16 protein-coding genes are annotated in these 19,906 nt (G+C 65.8%); 7 read left to right on the forward strand and 9 right to left on the reverse strand.

The features are described 5' to 3' along the window. Nucleotides 1–2 precede the first annotated feature (2 nt). Nucleotides 3–1,637, reverse strand: coding sequence for a signal recognition particle-docking protein FtsY (gene ftsY, locus NA5_RS37845; RefSeq protein WP_371856496.1), 1,635 nt, complete (start codon nucleotides 1,635–1,637; stop codon nucleotides 3–5). Nucleotides 1,638–1,748: 111 nt separating this feature from the next. Here ftsY and NA5_RS37850 point away from each other — a divergent pair, with 111 nt between their 5' ends. Then, nucleotides 1,749–2,138, forward strand: a complete 390-nt coding sequence (locus NA5_RS37850; protein ID WP_019048221.1) for a DUF2237 family protein — start codon at nucleotides 1,749–1,751, stop codon at nucleotides 2,136–2,138. Nucleotides 2,139–2,209: 71 nt separating this feature from the next. Here the strand turns inward: NA5_RS37850 and NA5_RS37855 are convergent, their stop codons facing one another. Further along, nucleotides 2,210–2,983, reverse strand: a complete 774-nt coding sequence (locus tag NA5_RS37855; protein WP_062993854.1) for a TetR/AcrR family transcriptional regulator — start codon at nucleotides 2,981–2,983, stop codon at nucleotides 2,210–2,212. A 105-nt stretch (nucleotides 2,984–3,088) separates the two neighbouring features. Between NA5_RS37855 and NA5_RS37860 the strand changes: the two genes are divergently transcribed. Next, a complete protein-coding gene (locus NA5_RS37860) occupies nucleotides 3,089–4,009 on the forward strand; it encodes an NmrA family NAD(P)-binding protein (protein WP_062993855.1) in 921 nt (306 codons plus the stop codon). 55 nt (nucleotides 4,010–4,064) lie between these two features. Here NA5_RS37860 and smc read toward each other — a convergent pair whose 3' ends face one another. After that, nucleotides 4,065–7,682, reverse strand: a complete 3,618-nt coding sequence (smc, locus tag NA5_RS37865) for a chromosome segregation protein SMC (protein ID WP_062993856.1) — start codon at nucleotides 7,680–7,682, stop codon at nucleotides 4,065–4,067. Nucleotides 7,683–8,078: 396 nt separating this feature from the next. On the opposite strand from smc, the gene NA5_RS41090 reads away from it, so the two are divergent. Next, nucleotides 8,079–9,665 carry a Trk family cation transporter gene (locus NA5_RS41090; protein ID WP_157110886.1) on the forward strand — a complete coding sequence of 529 codons (1,587 nt, stop codon included), beginning with the start codon at nucleotides 8,079–8,081 and terminating at the stop codon, nucleotides 9,663–9,665. Between the two features lie 263 nt (nucleotides 9,666–9,928). Further along, nucleotides 9,929–10,354, forward strand: a complete 426-nt coding sequence (locus tag NA5_RS37875) for a DUF1707 SHOCT-like domain-containing protein (RefSeq protein ID WP_062993858.1) — start codon at nucleotides 9,929–9,931, stop codon at nucleotides 10,352–10,354. A 92-nt stretch (nucleotides 10,355–10,446) separates the two neighbouring features. Here NA5_RS37875 and NA5_RS37880 read toward each other — a convergent pair whose 3' ends face one another. After that, on the reverse strand, nucleotides 10,447–11,916 hold the full coding sequence (locus NA5_RS37880; RefSeq protein WP_062993870.1) for a cation:proton antiporter domain-containing protein: 1,470 nt from the start codon (nucleotides 11,914–11,916) through the stop codon (nucleotides 10,447–10,449). Between the two features lie 294 nt (nucleotides 11,917–12,210). Here NA5_RS37880 and NA5_RS37890 point away from each other — a divergent pair, with 294 nt between their 5' ends. Both NA5_RS37890 and NA5_RS37895 read left to right on the forward strand, forming a co-directional pair. Then, nucleotides 12,211–13,152, forward strand: a complete 942-nt coding sequence (locus NA5_RS37890; protein WP_062993860.1) for an alpha/beta hydrolase — start codon at nucleotides 12,211–12,213, stop codon at nucleotides 13,150–13,152. A gap of 174 nt (nucleotides 13,153–13,326) precedes the next feature. Then, complete coding sequence (locus NA5_RS37895) at nucleotides 13,327–15,249, forward strand: hypothetical protein (protein WP_062993861.1); 1,923 nt, start codon at nucleotides 13,327–13,329, stop codon at nucleotides 15,247–15,249. Nucleotides 15,250–15,266: 17 nt separating this feature from the next. Here the strand turns inward: NA5_RS37895 and NA5_RS37900 are convergent, their stop codons facing one another. Beyond that, the gene (locus NA5_RS37900) at nucleotides 15,267–15,473 is read right to left on the reverse strand and encodes a DUF397 domain-containing protein (protein WP_062993862.1); all 207 of its coding nucleotides are present in this window, start codon (nucleotides 15,471–15,473) and stop codon (nucleotides 15,267–15,269) included. Continuing rightward, nucleotides 15,454–16,347 (reverse strand): helix-turn-helix domain-containing protein, encoded by an 894-nt coding sequence (locus NA5_RS37905; protein ID WP_063813839.1) that lies wholly within the window; start codon nucleotides 16,345–16,347, stop codon nucleotides 15,454–15,456. Before NA5_RS37905 ends, NA5_RS37900 begins: the two co-directional genes overlap by 20 nt. Nucleotides 16,348–16,757: 410 nt before the next feature. Between NA5_RS37905 and NA5_RS37915 the strand changes: the two genes are divergently transcribed. Beyond that, nucleotides 16,758–17,432, forward strand: coding sequence for a hypothetical protein (locus NA5_RS37915; RefSeq protein WP_157110887.1), 675 nt, complete (start codon nucleotides 16,758–16,760; stop codon nucleotides 17,430–17,432). An 84-nt stretch (nucleotides 17,433–17,516) separates the two neighbouring features. Here NA5_RS37915 and NA5_RS37920 read toward each other — a convergent pair whose 3' ends face one another. The 3 genes from NA5_RS37920 to NA5_RS37930 all read right to left on the reverse strand — a co-directional run. Beyond that, nucleotides 17,517–17,966: a DUF350 domain-containing protein gene (locus tag NA5_RS37920; protein WP_062993866.1), complete on the reverse strand. Its 450-nt coding sequence runs from the start codon at nucleotides 17,964–17,966 to the stop codon at nucleotides 17,517–17,519. 29 nt (nucleotides 17,967–17,995) lie between these two features. After that, nucleotides 17,996–19,159 carry a glutathionylspermidine synthase family protein gene (locus tag NA5_RS37925; RefSeq protein WP_062993867.1) on the reverse strand — a complete coding sequence of 388 codons (1,164 nt, stop codon included), beginning with the start codon at nucleotides 19,157–19,159 and terminating at the stop codon, nucleotides 17,996–17,998. Next, nucleotides 19,159–19,906, reverse strand: a 748-nt coding sequence (locus NA5_RS37930) for a hypothetical protein (protein ID WP_245672658.1), incomplete at its 5' end; no start/stop codon positions are given. The genes NA5_RS37925 and NA5_RS37930, both read right to left, overlap by 1 nt.

Consider the following 19,906-nt stretch of genomic DNA (forward strand, 5'->3'; position numbering starts at 1 on the left):
AACTAGCCGAGCAACGCGTCCACGAAGGCACCGGGTTCGAAGGGAGCCAGGTCGTCGGCGCCCTCGCCGAGGCCGACCAGTTTCACCGGAACACCGAGTTCGTGCTGCACCTGGAAGACGATGCCACCCTTGGCCGTTCCATCCAGTTTGGTGAGCACGACGCCGGTGATATCGACGACCTCCGCGAAAACACGCGCCTGCATGAGGCCGTTCTGGCCGACCGTGGCGTCCAGGACGAGCAGAACCTCGTCGACCGCGGCCTTCTTCTCCACGACGCGCTTGACCTTGCCGAGTTCGTCCATCAGACCGGTCTTGGTGTGCAGCCGACCCGCGGTATCGATCATGACGACATCGACGCCGCCCTCGATCCCCGCGCTGACCGCGTCGAAGGCGACGGCAGCCGGATCCGCGCCCTCCCTGCCGCGAACCGTCTCCGCACCGACGCGCTCGCCCCAGGTCTGTAGCTGATCGGCGGCGGCGGCGCGGAAGGTATCGGCGGCACCGAGCAGGACCCTGCGGCCGTCGGCGACGAGTACGCGGGCGAGTTTGCCGGTCGTGGTGGTTTTTCCGGTGCCGTTGACGCCGACGACCAGCAGGATCGACGGGTGGTCGTCATGCGGGAGGGCACGCACCGAGCGGTCGAGTTCGGGACGTAGCGCCTCGACCAAGACCTCGCGCAGCACGGCGCGAGCCTGTTCGGTATTGCGGACGCTGCGCGCGGCCATCTCCTCACGCAACCGCTCCACTACCGCCGTGGTGCTCGCGGTGCCCAGATCGGCGAGGACCAGGGTGTCCTCTACTTCTTCCCAGGAATCGTCGTCGAGGTCGCCGCCACCGAGCAGACCGAGCAGGCTCTTGCCGACAGCGTTCTGCGACCGGGACAGGCGGCCGCGTAGGCGGACCAAGCGGCCCGCCGTCGGCTCGATTTCCTCGAGGGCAGGGGTGGTGGCCGCGTCGGCGGCGCGAGGTTCGGGGGCGGTTTCTACGGAGGTTTTGTCGGAAGTCGGCGGGGTGGTATCCGCAGGAAGGGCCGGTTTTGTGTCGGTCGATGCGGCGCTGTCGGTCGGTGTGGCGGTGTCGGTCGGTGTGGCGGCGTCGGTCGGCGCGGTGGTTCCCTGGTCCGCGGAGGTGGTGGTGTCCGCGGGCGCGGTGCCATCGGCGCTGGTGGGCGGGGCGGTTGCGGGTTCTGCAGTTACCTCCTCCGATTCGACCGCGGTATCCGAATCGACGGTGGCCGTTGTGGATTCGGCCGTCGTGCCCGCGCCATCGGTTTCGACCGGCGCGGACTCCGCGGTTTCGACATCACCCTCGGGCAGCGGCACATTGGTGATGCCACGCTTCGGCGCGTCACGCGGAATCGCCGCGTCGTCGCCGACATGGGGCTGCCCCTCGGTATCGGTTCGCTCGATCGGAGCGGGCTCCGGGCGTGTCGCGGTGGCCGCGCCGCCCTGACTGAAATTGAAGCCACCGGAGGCCGCGTATCCACCCGACCGGTCGGTCACTTCTTTGTCGGGGGCGGGTGGCGTCAGTGTGACGCGACGGCGCTTGTACAGGACGAATCCGGCGACAAACGCCACCACCAGCAGGGCGGCGACAGCGGCAATCAGGATCCAGGCTTCGGAGCTCACGCCGACCATCCTTGCAGAACCAGGTCCTTCGCCTTACCACAGCGTCCTGGACCCGACACACAACCCCCGAGATTTCTTGTCCTGCGGAACTTCTCGCGAAGGGACAATAGGATCGGCGACGTGACCGATCGAAACGTGCTTGGGGGGCCGCTGGAAGAGTGCGGCACCGATCCTCTCACCGGCTTCTACCGGGACGGCTGCTGCAGTACCGGGCCGGAGGATCTGGGCAGCCATACCGTGTGCACCGTCGTCACGGCTGAATTTCTCGAACACCAGGCGTCCATCGGCAACGATCTGAGTACGCCGCGTCCGGAGAACAACTTTCCGGGCCTGCAACCGGGAGACCGGTGGTGTGTGGTGGCCGTGCGCTGGTTGCACGCCCACGAGGACGGTGTCGCCGCGCCGGTGGTGCTGGCGGCCACCCATGAAAACGCCCTGGAAGTGATCTCGATGGACATTTTGCGCAAATACGCCGTCGACGTACCGGATGACGTGAGCGATCTGCTCTAGCCGCCCTCCCCCGCCTTTTGCCGACCGATGCCCAGAACGTTCCGTCCCGGGCAGACGGTCGCCGAGTGGAGTTATCGCAGCGCCGCACGGGCGGTTCGTTGGCGGTGCGCCTTCTGACGGCAGGCCGCCGAGCAGTAGCGGGCCGGGCGGCCGGTGCCGGTGGGGTGAATCTCGGTGCGGCAGATCGGGCAGCGCGGCGTTTCGTTACGAAGACCAGTTTCGTTACGATCCCTACCCTCGGAATCAGGTTTCGTTACGGGATTCGCACGCATGGCATCGAGCATGATCGCGACAGCCCGAATCATCGGTCCGCCGGGGCGCTGACGTCGTTGGATCGTCACGCATCCGGTGAAAATGTCCAGTACATCGGCGATTTCGATATCCGCCCGGACCGCGCCTTGACGCTGCGCGGCCGTCAACAGCGCGCCGAGCGCCTGATGAAAGCGGTCGCCCGCGCTGCGTAGCAGTGCCTTCGGCCAGCCGTCATCGGACTGGACGATATCGCAGAGCGCCTGGCTGCGTGGGGACGAGATGACCACCTCGGTACAGACCGCGAAGAATGCGGCACCGGGATCGGGCGCGTCGAGGTATTCGGCGGCAAGTGTCGCGAGCCGGTCGACGCGCTGTTGCATAACCGCTTCCAGCAGATCGGTTTTCGTGGGGAAATGCCGATAGACGGTGCCCGCGCCCACCCCGGCCCTGCGGGCGACCTCGGCCAACGAGACCGAGGTGCCGTGTTCGGCGAAGGCACGTTGCGCGGCGGCCAGCACCAGTGCGCGATTGCGGCGGGCATCGGCCCGCGCGGCGACTCCGGAGGCCGCCGGAGTGGAGAGCGAAGCAGACATTTCGTTACGGCCTTCCGTTCCTGGAGCTGGCCAAGCGGGTGAGCGCACCCATATCGTCGGAATACGGGTCAGCCGACCCGATTGTATCGAGCAGAGAAGGCGAGCATGTCCCCTCAGCAGAACCCCATCCTGATCACCGGCGCGACCGGCAAGCAGGGCGGCGCGACCGCGCGCCGACTGCTGGCCGACGGTATCGCGGTGCGCGCGCTGGTCCGCGACCCGCAGGCCCCTGCGGCCCGCGCATTGGCCGACGCCGGAGCCGAATTGGTGACCGGCGACTTCGACACTCCCGCAACACTGGACGCCGCCGTTGCGGGAGTGCGCGGCGTATTCCTGGTGCCCCCAGCCGCTTTCGGGCCGAATGGTTGGAATGCCGAGTTGGAGGCCACTCGCGGTATCGCGGTCATCGACGCGGCACAACGTGCGGGCGTCGAACAGGTCGTCTTCACTGGCGTCGCTTCGATGACCGATGACGCCGCCTGGGGCCAAAGCGGAAAGAGCAGCATCGAGGATGCCGCCGCGGCCAGCGGTCTGCGCTATACCCTCTTGCGTCCGGTGCGCTTCATGGAGAACTACGTGCTGCGCGGCAGTCCGGTGGACGGCATTATCGACGGCGTACACAAGCATCTGTTCCCGGCGGACCAGCCACTGCAGATGATCGCGATCGACGATATCGCGGCCTTCGCCGCGCTGGCCTTCGCCGACCCGGATCGCTTCCACGGCCGAACCCTCGAATTGGCCGGTGACGCAATAACTCCCGTCGCGGCCCTGGCGTCGATCACCCGGGCGACCGGATATGCGGTGCACTACCACGAGCTCACCGAGGCCGAAGCCGATGCCCTCGGCGAACAGATCGGCAACACTTGGCGGCTGCTGCGCGACTCCGGCGGCTGGCACGCCGACATCCCCGCGCTCCGGGAGATCTACCCCGCCCTCAGCACCTTCGAATCCTGGCTCACCACAACCGGTGCCGCCAAGATCAAGGCGCAACAGGACAACGATCGCCTGGCTGCGACAACACACTGACCGAATCGTCGGGATCCGCACCGGGGGTGCGGATCCCGAGGCAAAGACCCGCCTTTCAGCTGGCCGCGCCGACTGGGGTCAGAGTCTCCCCGCGCAGCCGCTGACTGATCACCTGGGTGATGCCGTCACCGCGCATGCTGACGCCGTAGAGGGCGTCGGCGATCTCCATGGTCGGCTTCTGGTGGGTGATGACGATCAGCTGACTCTTCTCGCGCAGCTGCTCGAACAGGCCGATGAGGCGGCGTAGATTGGTGTCGTCCAGCGCGGCCTCGACCTCGTCCATCACATAGAACGGCGAGGGTCGGGCGCGGAAGATGGCCACCAGCAGGGCAACCGCGGTCAGCGATTTCTCGCCACCGGACAGCAGCGACAGTCGCTTGACCTTCTTGCCGGGCGGGCGCGCCTCCACCTCGATACCGGTGGTCAGCATGTCCGACGGATCGGTCAGCACCAGCCTGCCCTCGCCACCCGGAAACAGTTTCGCGAAGACGCCGACGAATTCGCGCTCGACGTCCTCGTAGGCCTCGGTGAACACCTGCAGGATGCGCGCGTCCACCTCGGCGACCACATCCAGCAGGTCCTTGCGTGCGCTCTTGACGTCCTCGAGCTGGGTGGCGAGGAAGCTGTAGCGCTCCTCGAGCGCCGCGAACTCCTCCAGCGCAAGCGGATTCACCTTGCCGAGGGTGGCGAGGTCCTTCTCGGCGCGCTTGGCGCGGCGCTCCTGGGACTTGCGGTCGTACGGCATCGGTGCGGGGGCGATAACCTGTTCGCCGCGCTCCTTGGCGTGTTCGTACTCCTGCCATTCCAGATCCGATGGCGGCATCGGCACATCCGGACCGTATTCGGCGACGAGATCGGCCAGTGCGATGCCGAACTGTTCGGCGATGGTCGCCTCGATCTGCTCGATGCGCAGTGCCGCTTGGGCTTTGGCGACCTCGTCGCGGTGCACGGCGTCGGTGAGTTGGGCCAGCTGGGCGGTCAGCGCGCGGACCCGCTCCTTGATCTGTTCGACCTGGGTGGCGCATTCGGTACGGCGGCGCACCAGTTCGTCACGGCGCGCACCCGCCTGCGCCACAACGGATTCCAGTTCGGCCGCGACCTTGGCACCGGATTCGGCGACGGCGGCAGCGACTTCGGCGGCCTGCCTGCGCGCCGCCTGCGCGCGTTCGGCGCGAGCCCTGGTCTCACGTTCGGCGCGCGCCGCTCGGCGCAGCGAATCCGCTTTGCCGCGAACCGATTCCGCGCGTTCCTCGGAGGTGCGCACGGCCAGGCGCGCCTCCACCTCCATAGATCGTGCCTCGGCCAGAGCGGCGGCGGCTTCCTCGCGGTCGCGTCCGGCGGATTCGGTGCCCGCCGCACCCATACCGTCGTCGTCGACCTCGGATTCGAGTTCGGTGCGGCGCAGCCGTTCTTCGAGATCGGCCAGTGCCGCCAGCGCCTCTTCTCGACCCGCCTCGGTTTCCGCACGCTGGCCGGTGAGCCGACCGATATCGGCTTGCGCGGTGCGCGCCACCTCGCCGAGCCTGCCTAGGCGGTCGTAGATCACGACCAGTGCCTGATCGGATTCGTGCAGTGCGAGCAGTGCCTGGTCGACGGCGTCCTTGCGGTCGGCCTGTTCGGCGAGTGCACCGGAAAGGGCCGCCTCCAGTTCTTCGGCGCGGCGTTGCGCGGCGACCAGATCGGCCTTGGCGGTGTCGATATCGGCTTGGATCTCCAGCTGACTCGGCGCGCGATCGGATCCGCCCAGCACCCAACCGGTTCCGGTGAGATCGCCGTCGCGGGTGACGACACGCAGCTCCGGCCGGGCCCGGACCAGTTCGGTGGCGGCCGCGAGATCGTCGACCACGGCGACACCGGCGGTCAGCGCGGCAATGGCGCCACGCACGTTGTCCGGTCCCTCGACCACGTCGGTCAGCCAGCGCGCCCCGCCGGGCAGCGCACCGTCGGACGTGCTCGGCGCGGCCGCGGCATCGAAGACGAGCGCGGCCCGACCGCCGTCGGCCTCCTTCAACGCCCGCACCGCGGCGTGGGCGGAATCTCCGGTATCGGCGGCGACGGCGTCGGCGAGCGGACCGAGCGTCGCGGCCACCGCGGCCTCGAAACCTCCGTGCACCCGGATCAGCGCGGAGAGCGGACCGAGCAGGCCCTGTGCGCGATTCTCCACCAGCCAGGCCGCGCCGTCCCTGCGCGCCAAACCCATGCCCAACGCTTCGATGCGGGCGCTCAGCGAGGCGACTCGCTTGCTGGCGTCGCGATCCTGTTCGCGCAGTTCGGTGACCCGCTGATCGGCGAGCTCGAGGGCCTGCACCGCATGCTCGTGCTGGGCATCCAGACCGGCCTCACCGGCCTCGAGTTCACCGAGTTCGCCTTGGACCGTATCGAATTCGGCCTGCGCCGCCTCGCCGCGCTGTCTGGCCTCGCCGATCGCGGCGGTGAGCCGGGTGATCTCCGCATCCACCGACTGCGATCGGGTGCGCAAGGTTTCGACCTGACCGGACAACCGCGCCAGACCCTCACGACGGTCCGCGACGGCGCGTACCGCGGCCAGATGCGCCTGCTCGGCGGCCTTCGCGGCTTGCTCACGTTCGGCGAGCGCCTCGCGCGCGGCCTCCAAGGTTTCGGCCGCGATTTCGACCGCCTCGCGCAGTTCGGCCTCCTCGGCCTCCACGCGTTCGGCCTCGGCCTCCAGCTGCTCGGGATCGCGACCGCTGCCGACGGGCATTTCGGTGTGCAGGTTGCGGGCCCGGTCGCCCGCGATTCTGATGGTGGCATTGACTCGCTCGGCCAGCGCGGACAGCTGGAACCAGATCTGCGCGGCGGCCTCGGCGCTCGGGGTCAGCCGGGACAGCTGGAATTCCTGTTGTGCCAGTGCGGCATTCGCGGCGTCGAGTTCGGTCTGCACCGTGATCTGCTGTTCGCGCGCGTACGCCTCTTTGCTCTGCTGGCTCTCCAGCTCATTGCGCCGGGTGACCAGGTCGTCGGCGGCCAGACGCAGGCGCGCGTCGCGCAGGTCGGCCTGCACGGTCTGGGCGCGGCGGGCCACCTCGGCCTGTCTGCCGAGCGGTTTGAGCTGGCGGCGCAGCTCGGTGGTGAGGTCGGTGAGGCGGGCGAGGTTGGCCTGCATCGCCTCCAGTTTGCGGACCGCCTTCTCCTTGCGCTTACGGTGCTTGAGCACACCGGCGGCCTCTTCGACGAAGGCGCGGCGGTCCTCGGGACGCGATTCCAGGATGGCCGAGAGCTGGCCCTGTCCGACGATGACGTGCATCTCCCGGCCGATGCCGGAGTCGCTGAGCAGTTCCTGCACATCCATCAGGCGGCAGGAGCTGCCATTGATTTCGTATTCGCCCGCGCCGTCCCGGAACATGCGCCGGGTGATGGAGACCTCGGCGTAGTCGATGGGCAGTGCACCGTCGGAGTTGTCGATGGTCAGCGTGACCTCGGCGCGACCGAGCGGCGCTCGTCCGGAGGTACCGGCGAAGATCACGTCCTGCATCTTGCCGCCGCGCAGCGCCTTCGCACCTTGCTCGCCCATCACCCAGGTGAGCGCGTCGACGACATTGGATTTACCCGAGCCGTTCGGGCCGACCACACAGGTGATGCCCGGCTCGAAACGCAAGGTCGTCGCGGACGCGAAGGACTTGAAACCCTTCAACGTCAGACTCTTCAGGTGCAAATTCGACGACCCTTCCCTGCGCGGTGGTCGGACAATTCGTCGTCGGCGTCTGGGCCGACCTTTTCGAGCGACCTGCAAGCAGTCGCCAGCGACCAGCCATGGTATCCGTCTGGCATCGGTGACCCCGTAAGCGGGCGGACACCTCCGTAGGTTATCGACTCCATGCCCGATGTCGGACATTCCGGTGTGCTCCACATTTGCTGGGCGCGCGTCAGTTTCGCATCTCCTGTCGGTGTTCGCACCTCGGACGTTCGGCGTGCGGTGCGGTGGTGCCAGGTGTTCGGCACGCCGACTCCGCCGGACCGACCGGTTTGTGCTTGCGGTATCGCCGGACTGCCGGGCCGCATACGATCCAGTCTGATTCGCCAGCGGACCGTCATTTCGGGAGTGCAGAGCATGTCGTCGGACAAGACCAGCACCTTGCTCGGTCTGATTCGTCATGCGACGACACTGCGGCTGACACGCATCGCGACGCTGGTCGCGGGGAGCCTGGTGTTTCTGTATGCGTGCGAGGTCAGCCGGAAAAGCGATCTGTCCGATGTCTGGGGACAGGTCGCCTTCGCCGCCGTACTCGCGCTGACCGGCCTCACGACCGCCTGGTTCGAGATAAAGGCCGCCGACCACGCCGCCACCCGCGCCCGCACCGACATCCGCGGTTTCCTCATCGAATCCGACGGTATATCGGTGCGGGCCCGCATCACTCACTCCGGCGATCTCGTCTTCCATGGTCACGACACCGGCGGCACCGATCCTGCCTACGAATGGGACTGGGCTTTCCGCGCCGTCACATTCCCGGCCATCCGCACCGCTCTCGGCGGTGGCCGCGGCGACCTGCTCGACCTCCTGGAACACACGGTCCCCGACCTGGACCGCCATGACCGCTACGACCCCGGCGCTTGGCTGCACAACCAGGGCATCCCCGCCGCCTTCCGCGAACGCGGCGACACTTCCCACCGCATCACCCGCGAGCTGCCGGTGGTCGATCCCGAAGTCCACGACCCGCGCGAAACCACTGGGGCACAACAGCTATCGAGCACGCGCCGCAACCCACCCGACGCGGACTCCCCGCGCCCGAGCCGATCGAGCCGCCGCGAACCACCCGCCCCCACCCGACGCCGAGCCTCGTCCCGCCAAGCTTCTCGGAACTCCGCCGAACGCCACGACCAACCACCAACCAGACGCCGCGACCAGCCGTCGAACACCCGCCGAAGAGCGAAGGATCCGTGGGAGGCGCAGTCGGAAGTTCCCGCGGACAGAACAAGCGAGCGACGGGACGAACCGCCGGACGATGGTTGGGATGCACCACCGAACGACCATTGGGACAACGCATCATTCGACGACCCGCCCAGCGAGCATTGGAACGCACCACCAAGCGACCAGTGGGACGATCCACGAGCGCGCCCCGCCAGACGATCGGGCGCACCCCGTTACGAACCATCGCCTGAGCACAGGGGCGATCCATCAGCCGCCCGCCGTGGCGTACCACCGTCCCGACAGCATGCTCAGCCACCTTACGAACCAGAGACACCGACACACGCCCGCCGCGTAGGCCGCGTTGATTCCTCTCGATCCGAGCCTTCGAGTGAAGGCTGGGACGAACCGTCCGCAAGTCGAGGCACACCGTCGAGCCGAGGCTTCGATGAGTCACTCCGCTCCCGCGGAAACGAATCACCGGCCCGTCGAGGCGCAGCGCCCAACCGACGCAGCGCCGAGTCGTCCGAACTGGGCACAAACGGCCGCCGCGGCCTCGCTTCGGATCCACGCTGGCCCGAGCCGCCAAGTGAGCATTGGAACGAACCACCGGCCACCCGCTACGGAGAACTGGACTACCGCCAGCCCACTGGCTGGTCAAGCGAGGAAAGTTCCGGCGCGCACCGGCACGTGTTGTCCGGTGCACACCCCAGCGAACCGTCGCAGCCGAACCGGCGAGAACAGCAAGCGCAGCGACGAAGCGAGCAATCCGGTCGGCGTCATCGCAGGTAATCGCGCCGCACGTAACCCCACCTCATAGAGGTGACGGTAGGTCGACCTGCTGGGGTGGCAAACCGAGGCACCTGACCGTCGTCGCCACAGGTCACAGGCCCATCGGCGAGATCCACAGCTTCAACACCGGGCCAGCCTGGACCTCGCTCGGACCCCCCGGATGGATGAAATCGCCGACCAAGGCTTGACATTCCACATTGGAGGGTGCATTCTGGATGGCACCTTCCAATGTGGAATGTAGATCTAGTCGTTAGGACCTGGACATGGAAATCTCGCCTGGTACTCGGGCCTCCGATGCGGAGCGCGAGAAGGTTGTGCGACTGCTCGGACGGCACATGGCCGACGGTCGAATCGATCTTGCCGAATACGATCAGCGCGTCGCCCGCGTCTACGAGACCGGCGTTCGCGACGATCTGCAACTGGTGCTATCGGATCTGCCGAAGTTGCCGAAAGAGACTGCTGGACAGAAGAATTCGATCAGCCGCTTCCCCATCTGGCAGCAGATCGAAGGTACCTCATGGCTCGGCGTGAGCGTGCTGGTGCTCACCATCTGGGCCGCGATCTCGATCAGCGTCGGCGAATTCACCTACCCGTGGCCGATCTGGGTCATCGGCCCGTGGGGCGCCGTACTCGCCTTCCGCATGCTGACCGGTTTCGAATCCGGCCGATTCGGCCGCCACACCAACTGATACATCGTCACAGTCGGCGATCCAGCCCTCCCCCGAATCAGCGCTGGATCGCTGCCCCACCTCCACTCCCCACCCGATACCTGGACACCCCGCTAGGGGTGGGTGGGGGTGGTGAAGGTGGCGGTTATGTGGGCGGGTGGTTGGGGGGTGGGGAGGGTTACGAGGACTTCGTCGTTGGCTCGGAGGGTGGTGTTGGGGGTGGTGGGGACCAGGCGGCCGTTGCGGATTATGAGGCTGATCCAGATTTCGCGGGCGTGAAGGTCGGCTAGGGTGCTGCCGTCGGCGGCGGAACTGGGGGCTATGCGGTAGCGGTGGAGTTCTTGGGGTTCGTGGCGGAAGCGGACGCCCACGCCCCATGGTTCGGGGTCGACTACGCGCAGGGGGACGCCGAGCAGGCGGGCCAGGGTCGGGACAAGGCCACCTTGGACTGTCACCGAGAATGCGACGACGATGAAGATGATTTCGTAGGCGCGGTGGCTGCCGGGCACGCCCGCGTGCACGATGAAGGTGCCCAACAGAATTGGTACGGCGCCTTTGAGTCCGGTCCACAGCACGAATCCGCGCTCGCCGCGGGTGAGCCGCACCGGCCAGAGCAGTATGCCGACCAGAACCGGCCGAATCAGCAGGGTGAGCAGCAGTGCGAGCACTAGACCGATCACCCAGGCGTCGCCTTCGCCGATTCCATCGGGTCCGGCGAGTTGAATGGTGAGCCCGAGCAGCACGAAGACGACGATCTCGGCCAAATTCGCCAATGCGGAGTGGAAGCGGGCGATGTCGGCTTTATATGGCGCGTTCTGATCCCCGATGACGATCCCCGCGACCAGCACCGCAAGGAATCCCGAGCCGTGCGCGAGAGTGGCCGCACCGTAAATTGCCAAGGCGCACATCAGAACTCGCAAGGAATACAAGCCCGCGGCGGGCAGCGGGACGCGCCGCATGAACCACAGCAGCCCCAGCCCACCCGCGACCCCGACCGCCGCGCCGACCAGCATTTGCAATCCGAATTCGGTGGCGGCCCGCGCGACAGCACCGCCGCTGAAGGTGGTGGCACCGAGCAGCGCGATCAGCAGTGCGATGCCGACCGGATCATTCGCGCCGGACTCCCCCTGCAGCAATACACCGCTGCGACCGGCGATCTCCCGGCGGCCGAGCACCGAGAACACGACGGCGGGATCGGTGGGTGAGAGGGCGGTGCCGAGCAGCAGTGCGATCCGCCAGTCCAGTCCGAAGATCAGATGGGCGGCGAGTGCGAGAGCCGCGGCCGTCACCAGGGTGCCCGCCACGCCGATCCAGACGATCGCGCCCGCCGCGGACCGGAACCGTCGCCAGCCGATCTGCATGCCGCCGTCGAACAGGATGATCGCCAGCGCCACCGTCGCCACGTGCTCCACCGCGCTGATCGGAATGTTGCCCAACTCGGGCCGGATATCCGATGCCACCGCGGCCCCGATCAGGAACAGTGCGGGTGCCGGGATGGGCAGCCATTCACCGAGCCGGTTCGACAGCACGGCGGCGATGCCGACCAGCGCCGTGATCAGCACTACCGAGGCGAACGGGACCATGGTGGTCACCGGCGACACCCGTCACCGGTCATTACGCCTGCTCGGCTCTTGTCGAGCGGGTTATGCGGCCCGCATCGGATAGCCACGGAATGTCCTTTCGCGCGGTTGCACGGCACAGCATCGCCGACCCGACTTCCCGGCACACCCAAGATCAGCCTATCGCGTTCTTTTCTGCCGTGGCCTCGTATTTTGCGGCGGCATCGAGCACGTTCTCGGTGTTCATCCCGCAGCCGACGCCGAAGATGTTGGTACGCACCCGGTTTGCGTATTGATCTTCCGTGGTATTACGGAATCGTGAGGGCTTCAAGGCATTTGGCCTCGCTCGTCAGCGTGCTGGTGGCCGGTTGCGCGATTTCTGTGCTATCCATTCGCCCTGCGACGGCGGCGCCGCAAGTGGTCGGCGAGACACCGCTGGACGGTTCGGTCTCGCAAGTGGACGTCTACTCCCCCGCGATGGATCGGGTGGTGAGCAACAGGGTGATTCGCGCCGCGGGTGGTCCCGCGCCGACGCTGTATCTGCTCACCGGAATCGGTGGCGGCGCCGACGGCATCTCGTGGTGGGACGATACGGACGTCCGGCAGTTCTTCGCCGACAAACACGTCAACGTGGTGATGCCGATCGGCGGCGCGTACAGCATGTACACCGACTGGCTCAGCGACGATCCGGTGGTCGGTCGCAACCGGTGGCAGACCTATTTGTCGCGGGAACTCCCCGCCGTTCTCGATACCCGGCTCGGCAGCACCGGGCGCAATGCGATCGCGGGTGTGTCGATGAGTGCGGGCTCGGCGGTGGATCTGGCGATTCAGGCGCGCGATGTGTACAGCGCCGTGGCGGCCTACAGCGGATGTCCGTGGACGTCTGATGCGCTCGGGGTGGCGATGGTCAGCGCGCAGGTCATCCGTGGCGGGGCAAATCCGGTGAATATGTGGGGTGAGCTGGGTCAGGGAATCTGGCGGATGCACGACGCGTTCGCCAATGCGGGTGCACTGGCGGGTAAGACGATCTACCTCTCGGCCGCCACCGGCACCCCCGGCGCGATCGATGAAGGTGGACTCGGTTTCCCGCCCGTCGAGGCCATCGCCAGCTCGTGCACAGACGCATTCGCGGACCGGCTCGCCGAGCTCGGCCTTCCAGCCATCCATGTCAACCGCCCCGAAGGCTCGCACACCTGGGGCCAGTTCGAAACCGACCTACACGATTCCTGGCCGCACCTTGCCAAAGCCCTCGGCGCATGACCGTGCCCGGTCTGCTGCGCCGATAAAATTCCGGCTGCACCGCCGCGCCCTCGCTTCACGCGCTGCACACGTTTTCGCCCGGCGAATCGGTGCGCGGAGAGAGAGGGGCGGCGTGAGAGGGCATCCGGCGCGGAGTTGTCGCGGGCCTAGGGCGTGACACTACGGTGGGGTGACATGGATACCGTCGCCGTGCCGAAGTTGGTGGACGTTGCGCCCACGCGGGTGGGTGGGTCGGGGCGGGGTGTTCTCGGGGTGGCGTTGGGTTTTGTGGTTGTCCAGTTGGGGATTCGGGGGTGGGTGGCGGGGAGTGGGTTTTTCTATTGGGATGATCTGATTTTGGTGGGGCGGGCGGGGAGTCATTCGCTGTGGTCGGCGGATTTGCTGTTGTACAACCATGACGGGCATTTCATGCCGTTGGCGTTCGCTACGGCTTGGGTGGTGACGGCGGTCGCGCCGTTGACGTGGGCCGGGCCGGTGGTATCGCTGGTGGTGTTGCAGTTCGCGGCCTCGGTGGCGGTGCTGCGGATGCTGGTCGTGCTTGTCGGGATGCGGTGGGTGATTCTGGTGCCGCTGGGCTTCTATCTGTTCTGTCCGCTGACGCTTCCGGCGTATGCGTGGTGGGCCGCCGCGCTTAATGCGCTGCCACTGCAATTCGCGCTCGCGTGGGTGATCGGTGATGCGGTGCGGCTGGTCGAGACAGGGCGGCGGCGGTATGCGGTGTCGGGGGTCGTGGTGTTGGGAGTGGCGCTGCTGTTCTTCGAGAAGTCGGTGATCGTTCCGTTCGCGGCATTCGCTGTTGCGGTGCTCGCTCGGCATGTCGACGGTCTCGGATCCGCGCTGCGGGTGGTGGCTCGGCGTGGGGCGCCGCTGTGGGGCTGGTCCGGGATGGTGATCGCCTGTTGGCTGGCCGGATATCTGACGGTGGTGGATGTTTCGGCAGTGCATACCAGTCCGGCGGAATTGCGTGACTTATTGCCCGGCGCAACGTCATTGGGGATTGTGCCGACGCTGTTCGGCGGACCGTGGAGTTGGGAGCGCTGGTTGCCGTCGACGCCGTGGGCGGATCCGCCGAATTGGGCGGTCGCGCTGGCGTGGTTCGCATTGTGCGCGCTCGTGCTGCTGACGCTGCGTGCCCGGCTTCGTGTGGGCCCGGTGCTGGTGACAGCGGCGGTATACGCGCTCGTCGCCCAACTGCCGGTCGCATTGGCCCGTAGCGGACCGAACACCGCAGCTGAACTGATGCAGTCCCTACGCTATTTCGCCGATATCGCGGTGGTGTTGACCGCAGCGGGTGCGCTGATAGTGCGTGCTCGACCGCGTGACCACACTCCGGCGTATCTTCCCGATCCTGAAGGGGACTCGGCGATGTCATGCAGTGAGGTTCCCGTACCACCTCCCGATCCGCGGGGCGGAGCGGACACCAGGATGGGTTGGCGCACACCGGGCTTCGTTTCCGGTTCGCGTGTGACGGCTGTGCTGGGGGCGGCGTTTCTGGTTAGCAGTCTTTGGTCTACTGCGGCTTTTGTGGAGTCTTGGCGGGTTAATCCGACGAGGACTTATGTGACGAATGTGAAGGCGGCGCTGGCGGGGAGTGATGGGGTGCCGTTGCTGGAGCAGGAGGTGCCGTGGGATGTCTTGAATCCGACCGCATATCCGCAGAATCTGGTCAGTCGGGTGCTTGCGCCGGTCGCGGGGCCGACTACGTTTGCTGATTCGACTCCGCGGCTGCGAATGATCAATGACAGTGGGGAGATCGTCGAGGCGGCCGTTTGGTGGAATCGCAGTATTGTGCCTGGACCCGAGGCTCGCTGCGGGTATCGGATTCGGGGACCGCAGCCGAGCGATGTTCCGCTCGACGGGCCGATGCTCGAACACGAATGGACCGTGCAGCTCAACTATCTGGCCAATGAAGACGGACGGATCACCGTGTCGTTCGAACACGGCGAGCCCGTAGGCGCGCCGGTTCGCAAGGGATTGAATACCGTCTACGTTCGGGTGGTCGGCAGCGGGTCCATGCTCCGAATCAGTCCTCGCACAACAGGACTCGACCTCTGCCTCGGAGTTGGGCCCGTAGGAGTTGCCTCCTACGACAACTGACCTCTAGGCCCGAGTACCTATGGCGTGTTGAATGCGCTTCCCCGAACACCCGCAGTGAACACATCCCATTCGCCCGGCGTGAACACCAAGGCGGGGCCGCTTGGGTCCTTGGAGTCACGCACCGCGACCAGGCCGCCCTCGAGATGCGCAACCTCGACACAGTCCCTGCCAGCCGAGCTGCGGGTCGACTTGAACCACTTGGCCTCAGACAGGTCGATGCTCACTCTCGTACTCCTTCGCAATCGCTAAAATCAGTTCCCTGGTCTGATGCTCACTCAATGCTACGGCTGTGATCTCTGCGCATGTCGCCCGATACTGGTCGATTTCGGCGGGCCTGTCGAGGTACAGGGCCCCGGTAAAACCCTCGACATAGACGACGGGCGGCTCACTGAGCGTCGGATTCGGATGCTTCGGGAATTCCAAGAGTACGAAGTCCTTGGTGGTCAGCCCCAGATGGTAGCTATTAGCGAAGGGGATGACCCGAATCGAAACGTTCGGCAGTTTGCCAACCTCGACAAGGTGGTGAAGTTGCTCGGCCATCCCCTGTGCGTCCCCGACACGATGACGCAATACAGCCTCGCTGAGCACCACCTCCAACGAGAAATGCTCCGCATCTTGCAGTCGCTCTTGTCGCTTCGCGACCAGATCCACATCCTGATCGATACCGACAGATCCCGGCGGCACGGAGATCAAGCCAACGGCACGCCGATAGCTCAATGTCTGCAGCAAGCCCGGCAACAATATCGACTGCCACGAAAAGATTCGGCTCGCAGATTGTTCGAGCCCCACGAACATTTCGACTTCCGGGAGCATCTCGTTCTTGAACGACTGCCACCACCCGTCCTTCCGAGATTCCCCAGCGAGCCACAGCAGCACAGCCCTATCCTCAGCGCTCGCCTCATACAAATCGCAAAGCGCATTGACCACCATCCGCTTCACCTCGCTGCTGCGCCCAGACTCCAAGCGCCACAACGTCTGCGATCCCATCTCGCACTGCTGCGCAGCCCGTGCCCGGCTCAGGTGCCGCTCCTCTCGCAGCTCCCGCAACCTCCGCCCGAGCACCCGGCGCGGCAGGGTTGTGTTGTTCGATTCAGTCAAGGCCACCCACCCTTTCGTTAGCTGAACTCACTGTCATGTCAGATTGAATGGAACGATCAGCCCATTTGGAGTGATTTCATCTCGCGTCGAATCCCCCATGAGTACTCCCGAATCCACGTCATTCACTGATTTACTGACCATGTGCCCGACGCACAACCTCAGACCTACCGGACCGAAAACGAAGGCGCCCCTGCAATGTTCGGCCTACCACCATTCGACCACAGTTTCCTGCCCGGCATGACCGATATCCAAGCTCATGCGGTTCTGCAGAACCATGCCGAGTGTGCTCGATCGAGTTGTCCGCGCAAATTGCAGGCGTGGGCATTGCTGATCCACTCGGGCGCAATCGAACCCGCCGATCGTATCCGAATGGGGTTCTGACCCTGTACCCGAAAGCCAGCGGAGGGTAGATGCCCAAACGACGAAAGCAACCGCGCCACAAGGGAGCTGGGCCGAACGCGGCGATCAGGTATCCGCGCCGGTCGACGCTGGAGGTGATCCTCCCAGCGATGATGGCGAAACGCTGTGCGGAAATCGCCCACGACCCGAAAGCAGCTAAATCCGTCCATCTTTGGGGTTTCGCGGCCGTCGATAATGAATCCACCCACGACATCGGATATCTACCGGTCGACCTGGATACCAAAACCGAAGAATCACCGATCCTCGACGCCGCCGGACAACTGATATCCCGAATTCCGGGACGTCTGTGGGGATTCGGACTGTCCTATTGGGCAATCGGTGAATTGTTGACCGGAACCGAAAGCATTCCGGAGGACCTACTCGCCGACGCCGTAGCGGGTAGATTGCGTGAACGCCCGACCGCCGATGAAATATGCGCGGCAACAATTTTCGATGCGCGCGGTCACGAATACACATCCGCGCTCTATATCCACATGCCGGAGCTCGGAACTACGGCGTGGGAGAGCAACACCCTCGACGGCGCCGAGTCGATCCGCGCGTGGATCGACCGCTTCGACTTGGGGGTTGTCTCGGCTCATGTATGGGCCGCCGCAATCGCGCTCGATCCCGACCGGAACCGGAATGTGCTCAGCCGATTGCGGGCGCACACATCGGGTATCCGATAGATACTCGGTCGGACCATCAGCCCCCGGTGAGCCGGGTCTCGATCATGCCGAACGATCCGCCGCACCGGGATTGCGCAAGCGGAACTACAGAATGGCGAAGGCGACGACCAGACCGAGCGCGAAGTGGGCCGCGGCAACCACGAGCACCTCGGTGGTGTACACATCGGATTCCAGCGCCGCGCCGATATCGATGCCGAGTGCGCGCTCGATGACCCGCACCGAGATCACCTGCGCGATAATGCCGACCAACCCGTAGACGCTGGCGGCGATGAGTCCCTCGGAGAGTTTGCCCGCCGAGGCGTAGGTCGCCAGCACCACGATCAAGGCCATGCTGACCATGCCCGCGGCGGTGACGATGATGGCATTGGGTTTACCCGCGGCGACCAGCGCGCGCAGCTTGCCCGGTGTGGTCAGATCGATGGCGTAGAAGCCGATGAGCATGAGGGCCAAGCCGACAATGGCGTAGCAGACGATTGCTCCAACACCGGTGCCGAGCGAGTTCCAGTAACCCGATTCGAGGGCAACTGCGGTCATCGTGATCCTTCCGAGGTGGGGTCGCGTAGTTACTGCGTAATGCGGTGCGGGACAAAGGCCGAGCCGTCGTCGGTGATCAATCCGGCGGTTTCACGAATCCCGAGTCCGGCCGCGTTGTCGCCGACGATCCAGGCGCCGAGAACCGGACGCATATCGTCGAATTCCGGTAGCGGGTCCAGCAATTGGTAGACGAACCCCTCTTCGCCGTAGACCCCGCCGGTGGCCGTCTCCAGACCCGCGCCGACAATGGTCATATTCGCGCCCTCGCGCCCGAGCTTCGGCTTGCGAATGTATTCGGTGAGCTCATTGGGCTGATCGAGGTAGGCGGGCAATAGATTCGGGTGCCCGGGATACATCTCCCACAGGATCGCGAGGATCGCCTTATTGCTCAGCAGCGTCTTCCACAGCGGCTCGACCCACATGGTCTGCGGCAGGCTCGCGACCACGCGTTTACCGAAATCGTCGTCGAGCACCCACTCCCACGGATAGAGCTTGAAGATCGCATCGATCGACCCCTCGGCCAGATCGACGAAACGCTCCAGCGCACTATCGAATCCGACCTCCTCGATCGGTAGCGCGATGGTGTCGAATCCGGCCTCGGCCGCGGTCTCCTGCATATACGCGGTGGTGACATTGTCCTCACCGGTGGCATCCGCACCGGACCAGGTGAAATGCAATTGTGCCGAGGGCAGGATGTCGCGCAACTCGGTCCAGCGCTCGACCAGCTTCTCGTGCAGGGAATTCCACTGATCGCCGTCGGGATAGAGCGCGGTGAGCCAGTGCCACTGCACAATCGCCGCCTCCAACAGTGAGGTCGGGGTATCGGCGTTGTACTCCAACAGCTTCGCCGGACGGCGCGCGTCGTAGCGCAGATCGAAACGCCCGTAGACGTACGGGTCATTGCGCTTCCAGGACTCCGCGATCGGCCCCCAACTCCATTCGGGCAGACCGAAATCCTTGTACCGCTCTGTCAGCACGACATGCTCGACGGCATTCAGGCACATCGAATGCAGCAGTTCGACATCGGCCTCCAGCGCGAGGATCTCCGACATCTCGAACTCGTAATGCACCGATTCATCCCAATACGGCCGGGGCAGACCGCTCGCATCTCGCCCGGGCGAGCCGTAGACCAGCCCCTGGCCCTCGATGATCGGCTGCCAGCCGGGCCGCGGGGTTGCGCGCACGCGTCGCATTACGAACCCCCGCCGCTCTTGCTGCTGGTGCCGAGGCCGCCGCGGGTAACGGTGCTGCCGCTCTTGGTCGAGATCTGAGCGCCCTTGGGCTGCACCGTCGTTCCGCCGGTCGGCGGTTTGCCGACGGTGTTGTTGCCGCCGTAGTAGTAGCGGTACTGGTGCCCGTTGTAGATGAAGATCCCATTACTGCCGGTGTAAGCGCCGGTGGTGCCGGATCCGACCGCGGTCGAGGCGACTTGGCAGTCGTCATCGGGTGCGACGACCTCCTGACCGTTCTGATCGATCACCGTGCAATAGGCGGTCACCTGATCGGGTTTGGTGAGCGCCCGATACGCGAGATAACCGCCGCCGACCAGACCCGCGACACCGACAATCGCGACACCACCGATGAGCACGCGCTTGCGGGTGCGCTTCTTTTGCTCGGCGGCGGCCGTCGCGGCCCGCTGCTCCTCCTCGGCGCGCTTACGCGCCTTGTCACGCGCCCGAGCCTCGGCCACCGTCGGCGGGCGCGGCTGGGTGACACCGGGCTCTTGTCGCTGGATACTGCCCCTTTGCGGCGGGGTCCCGAACCGCCGCGGCCCGGCACCAGGCGCAACCGGCCCGTCTTCCGGCGCACCAGGACCACCAGATCCAACTTCGCCAGAACCAGATCCACCGCTGGCCGAACCAGAGCCGGAACCCGCGGAGCCAGACCCACCACCCGCCGAACCAAACCCACCGCCCGGCGCGCCCGACCCACCGCCCGGC

This window comes from Nocardia anaemiae NBRC 100462 (genome assembly GCF_001612725.1).
Taxonomy (GTDB): domain Bacteria; phylum Actinomycetota; class Actinomycetes; order Mycobacteriales; family Mycobacteriaceae; genus Nocardia; species Nocardia anaemiae.

Excerpts from the sequence above, each read along its gene's own strand:
- NA5_RS37875 (WP_062993858.1), top strand. The coding sequence starts at position 9,929 with ATGGAAATCTCGCCTGGTACTCGGGCCTCCGATGCGGAGCGCGAGAAG.
- NA5_RS37860 (WP_062993855.1), top strand. The coding sequence starts at position 3,089 with ATGTCCCCTCAGCAGAACCCCATCCTGATCACCGGCGCGACCGGCAAG.
- NA5_RS41090 (WP_157110886.1), top strand. The coding sequence starts at position 8,079 with ATGTCGTCGGACAAGACCAGCACCTTGCTCGGTCTGATTCGTCATGCG.
- NA5_RS37915 (WP_157110887.1), top strand. The coding sequence starts at position 16,758 with ATGCCCAAACGACGAAAGCAACCGCGCCACAAGGGAGCTGGGCCGAAC.
- NA5_RS37895 (WP_062993861.1), top strand. The coding sequence starts at position 13,327 with ATGGATACCGTCGCCGTGCCGAAGTTGGTGGACGTTGCGCCCACGCGG.
- ftsY (WP_371856496.1), bottom strand. The coding sequence starts at position 1,637 with ATGGTCGGCGTGAGCTCCGAAGCCTGGATCCTGATTGCCGCTGTCGCC.
- NA5_RS37920 (WP_062993866.1), bottom strand. The coding sequence starts at position 17,966 with ATGACCGCAGTTGCCCTCGAATCGGGTTACTGGAACTCGCTCGGCACC.
- NA5_RS37880 (WP_062993870.1), bottom strand. The coding sequence starts at position 11,916 with ATGGTCCCGTTCGCCTCGGTAGTGCTGATCACGGCGCTGGTCGGCATC.
- NA5_RS37855 (WP_062993854.1), bottom strand. The coding sequence starts at position 2,983 with ATGTCTGCTTCGCTCTCCACTCCGGCGGCCTCCGGAGTCGCCGCGCGG.
- NA5_RS37925 (WP_062993867.1), bottom strand. The coding sequence starts at position 19,159 with ATGCGACGCGTGCGCGCAACCCCGCGGCCCGGCTGGCAGCCGATCATC.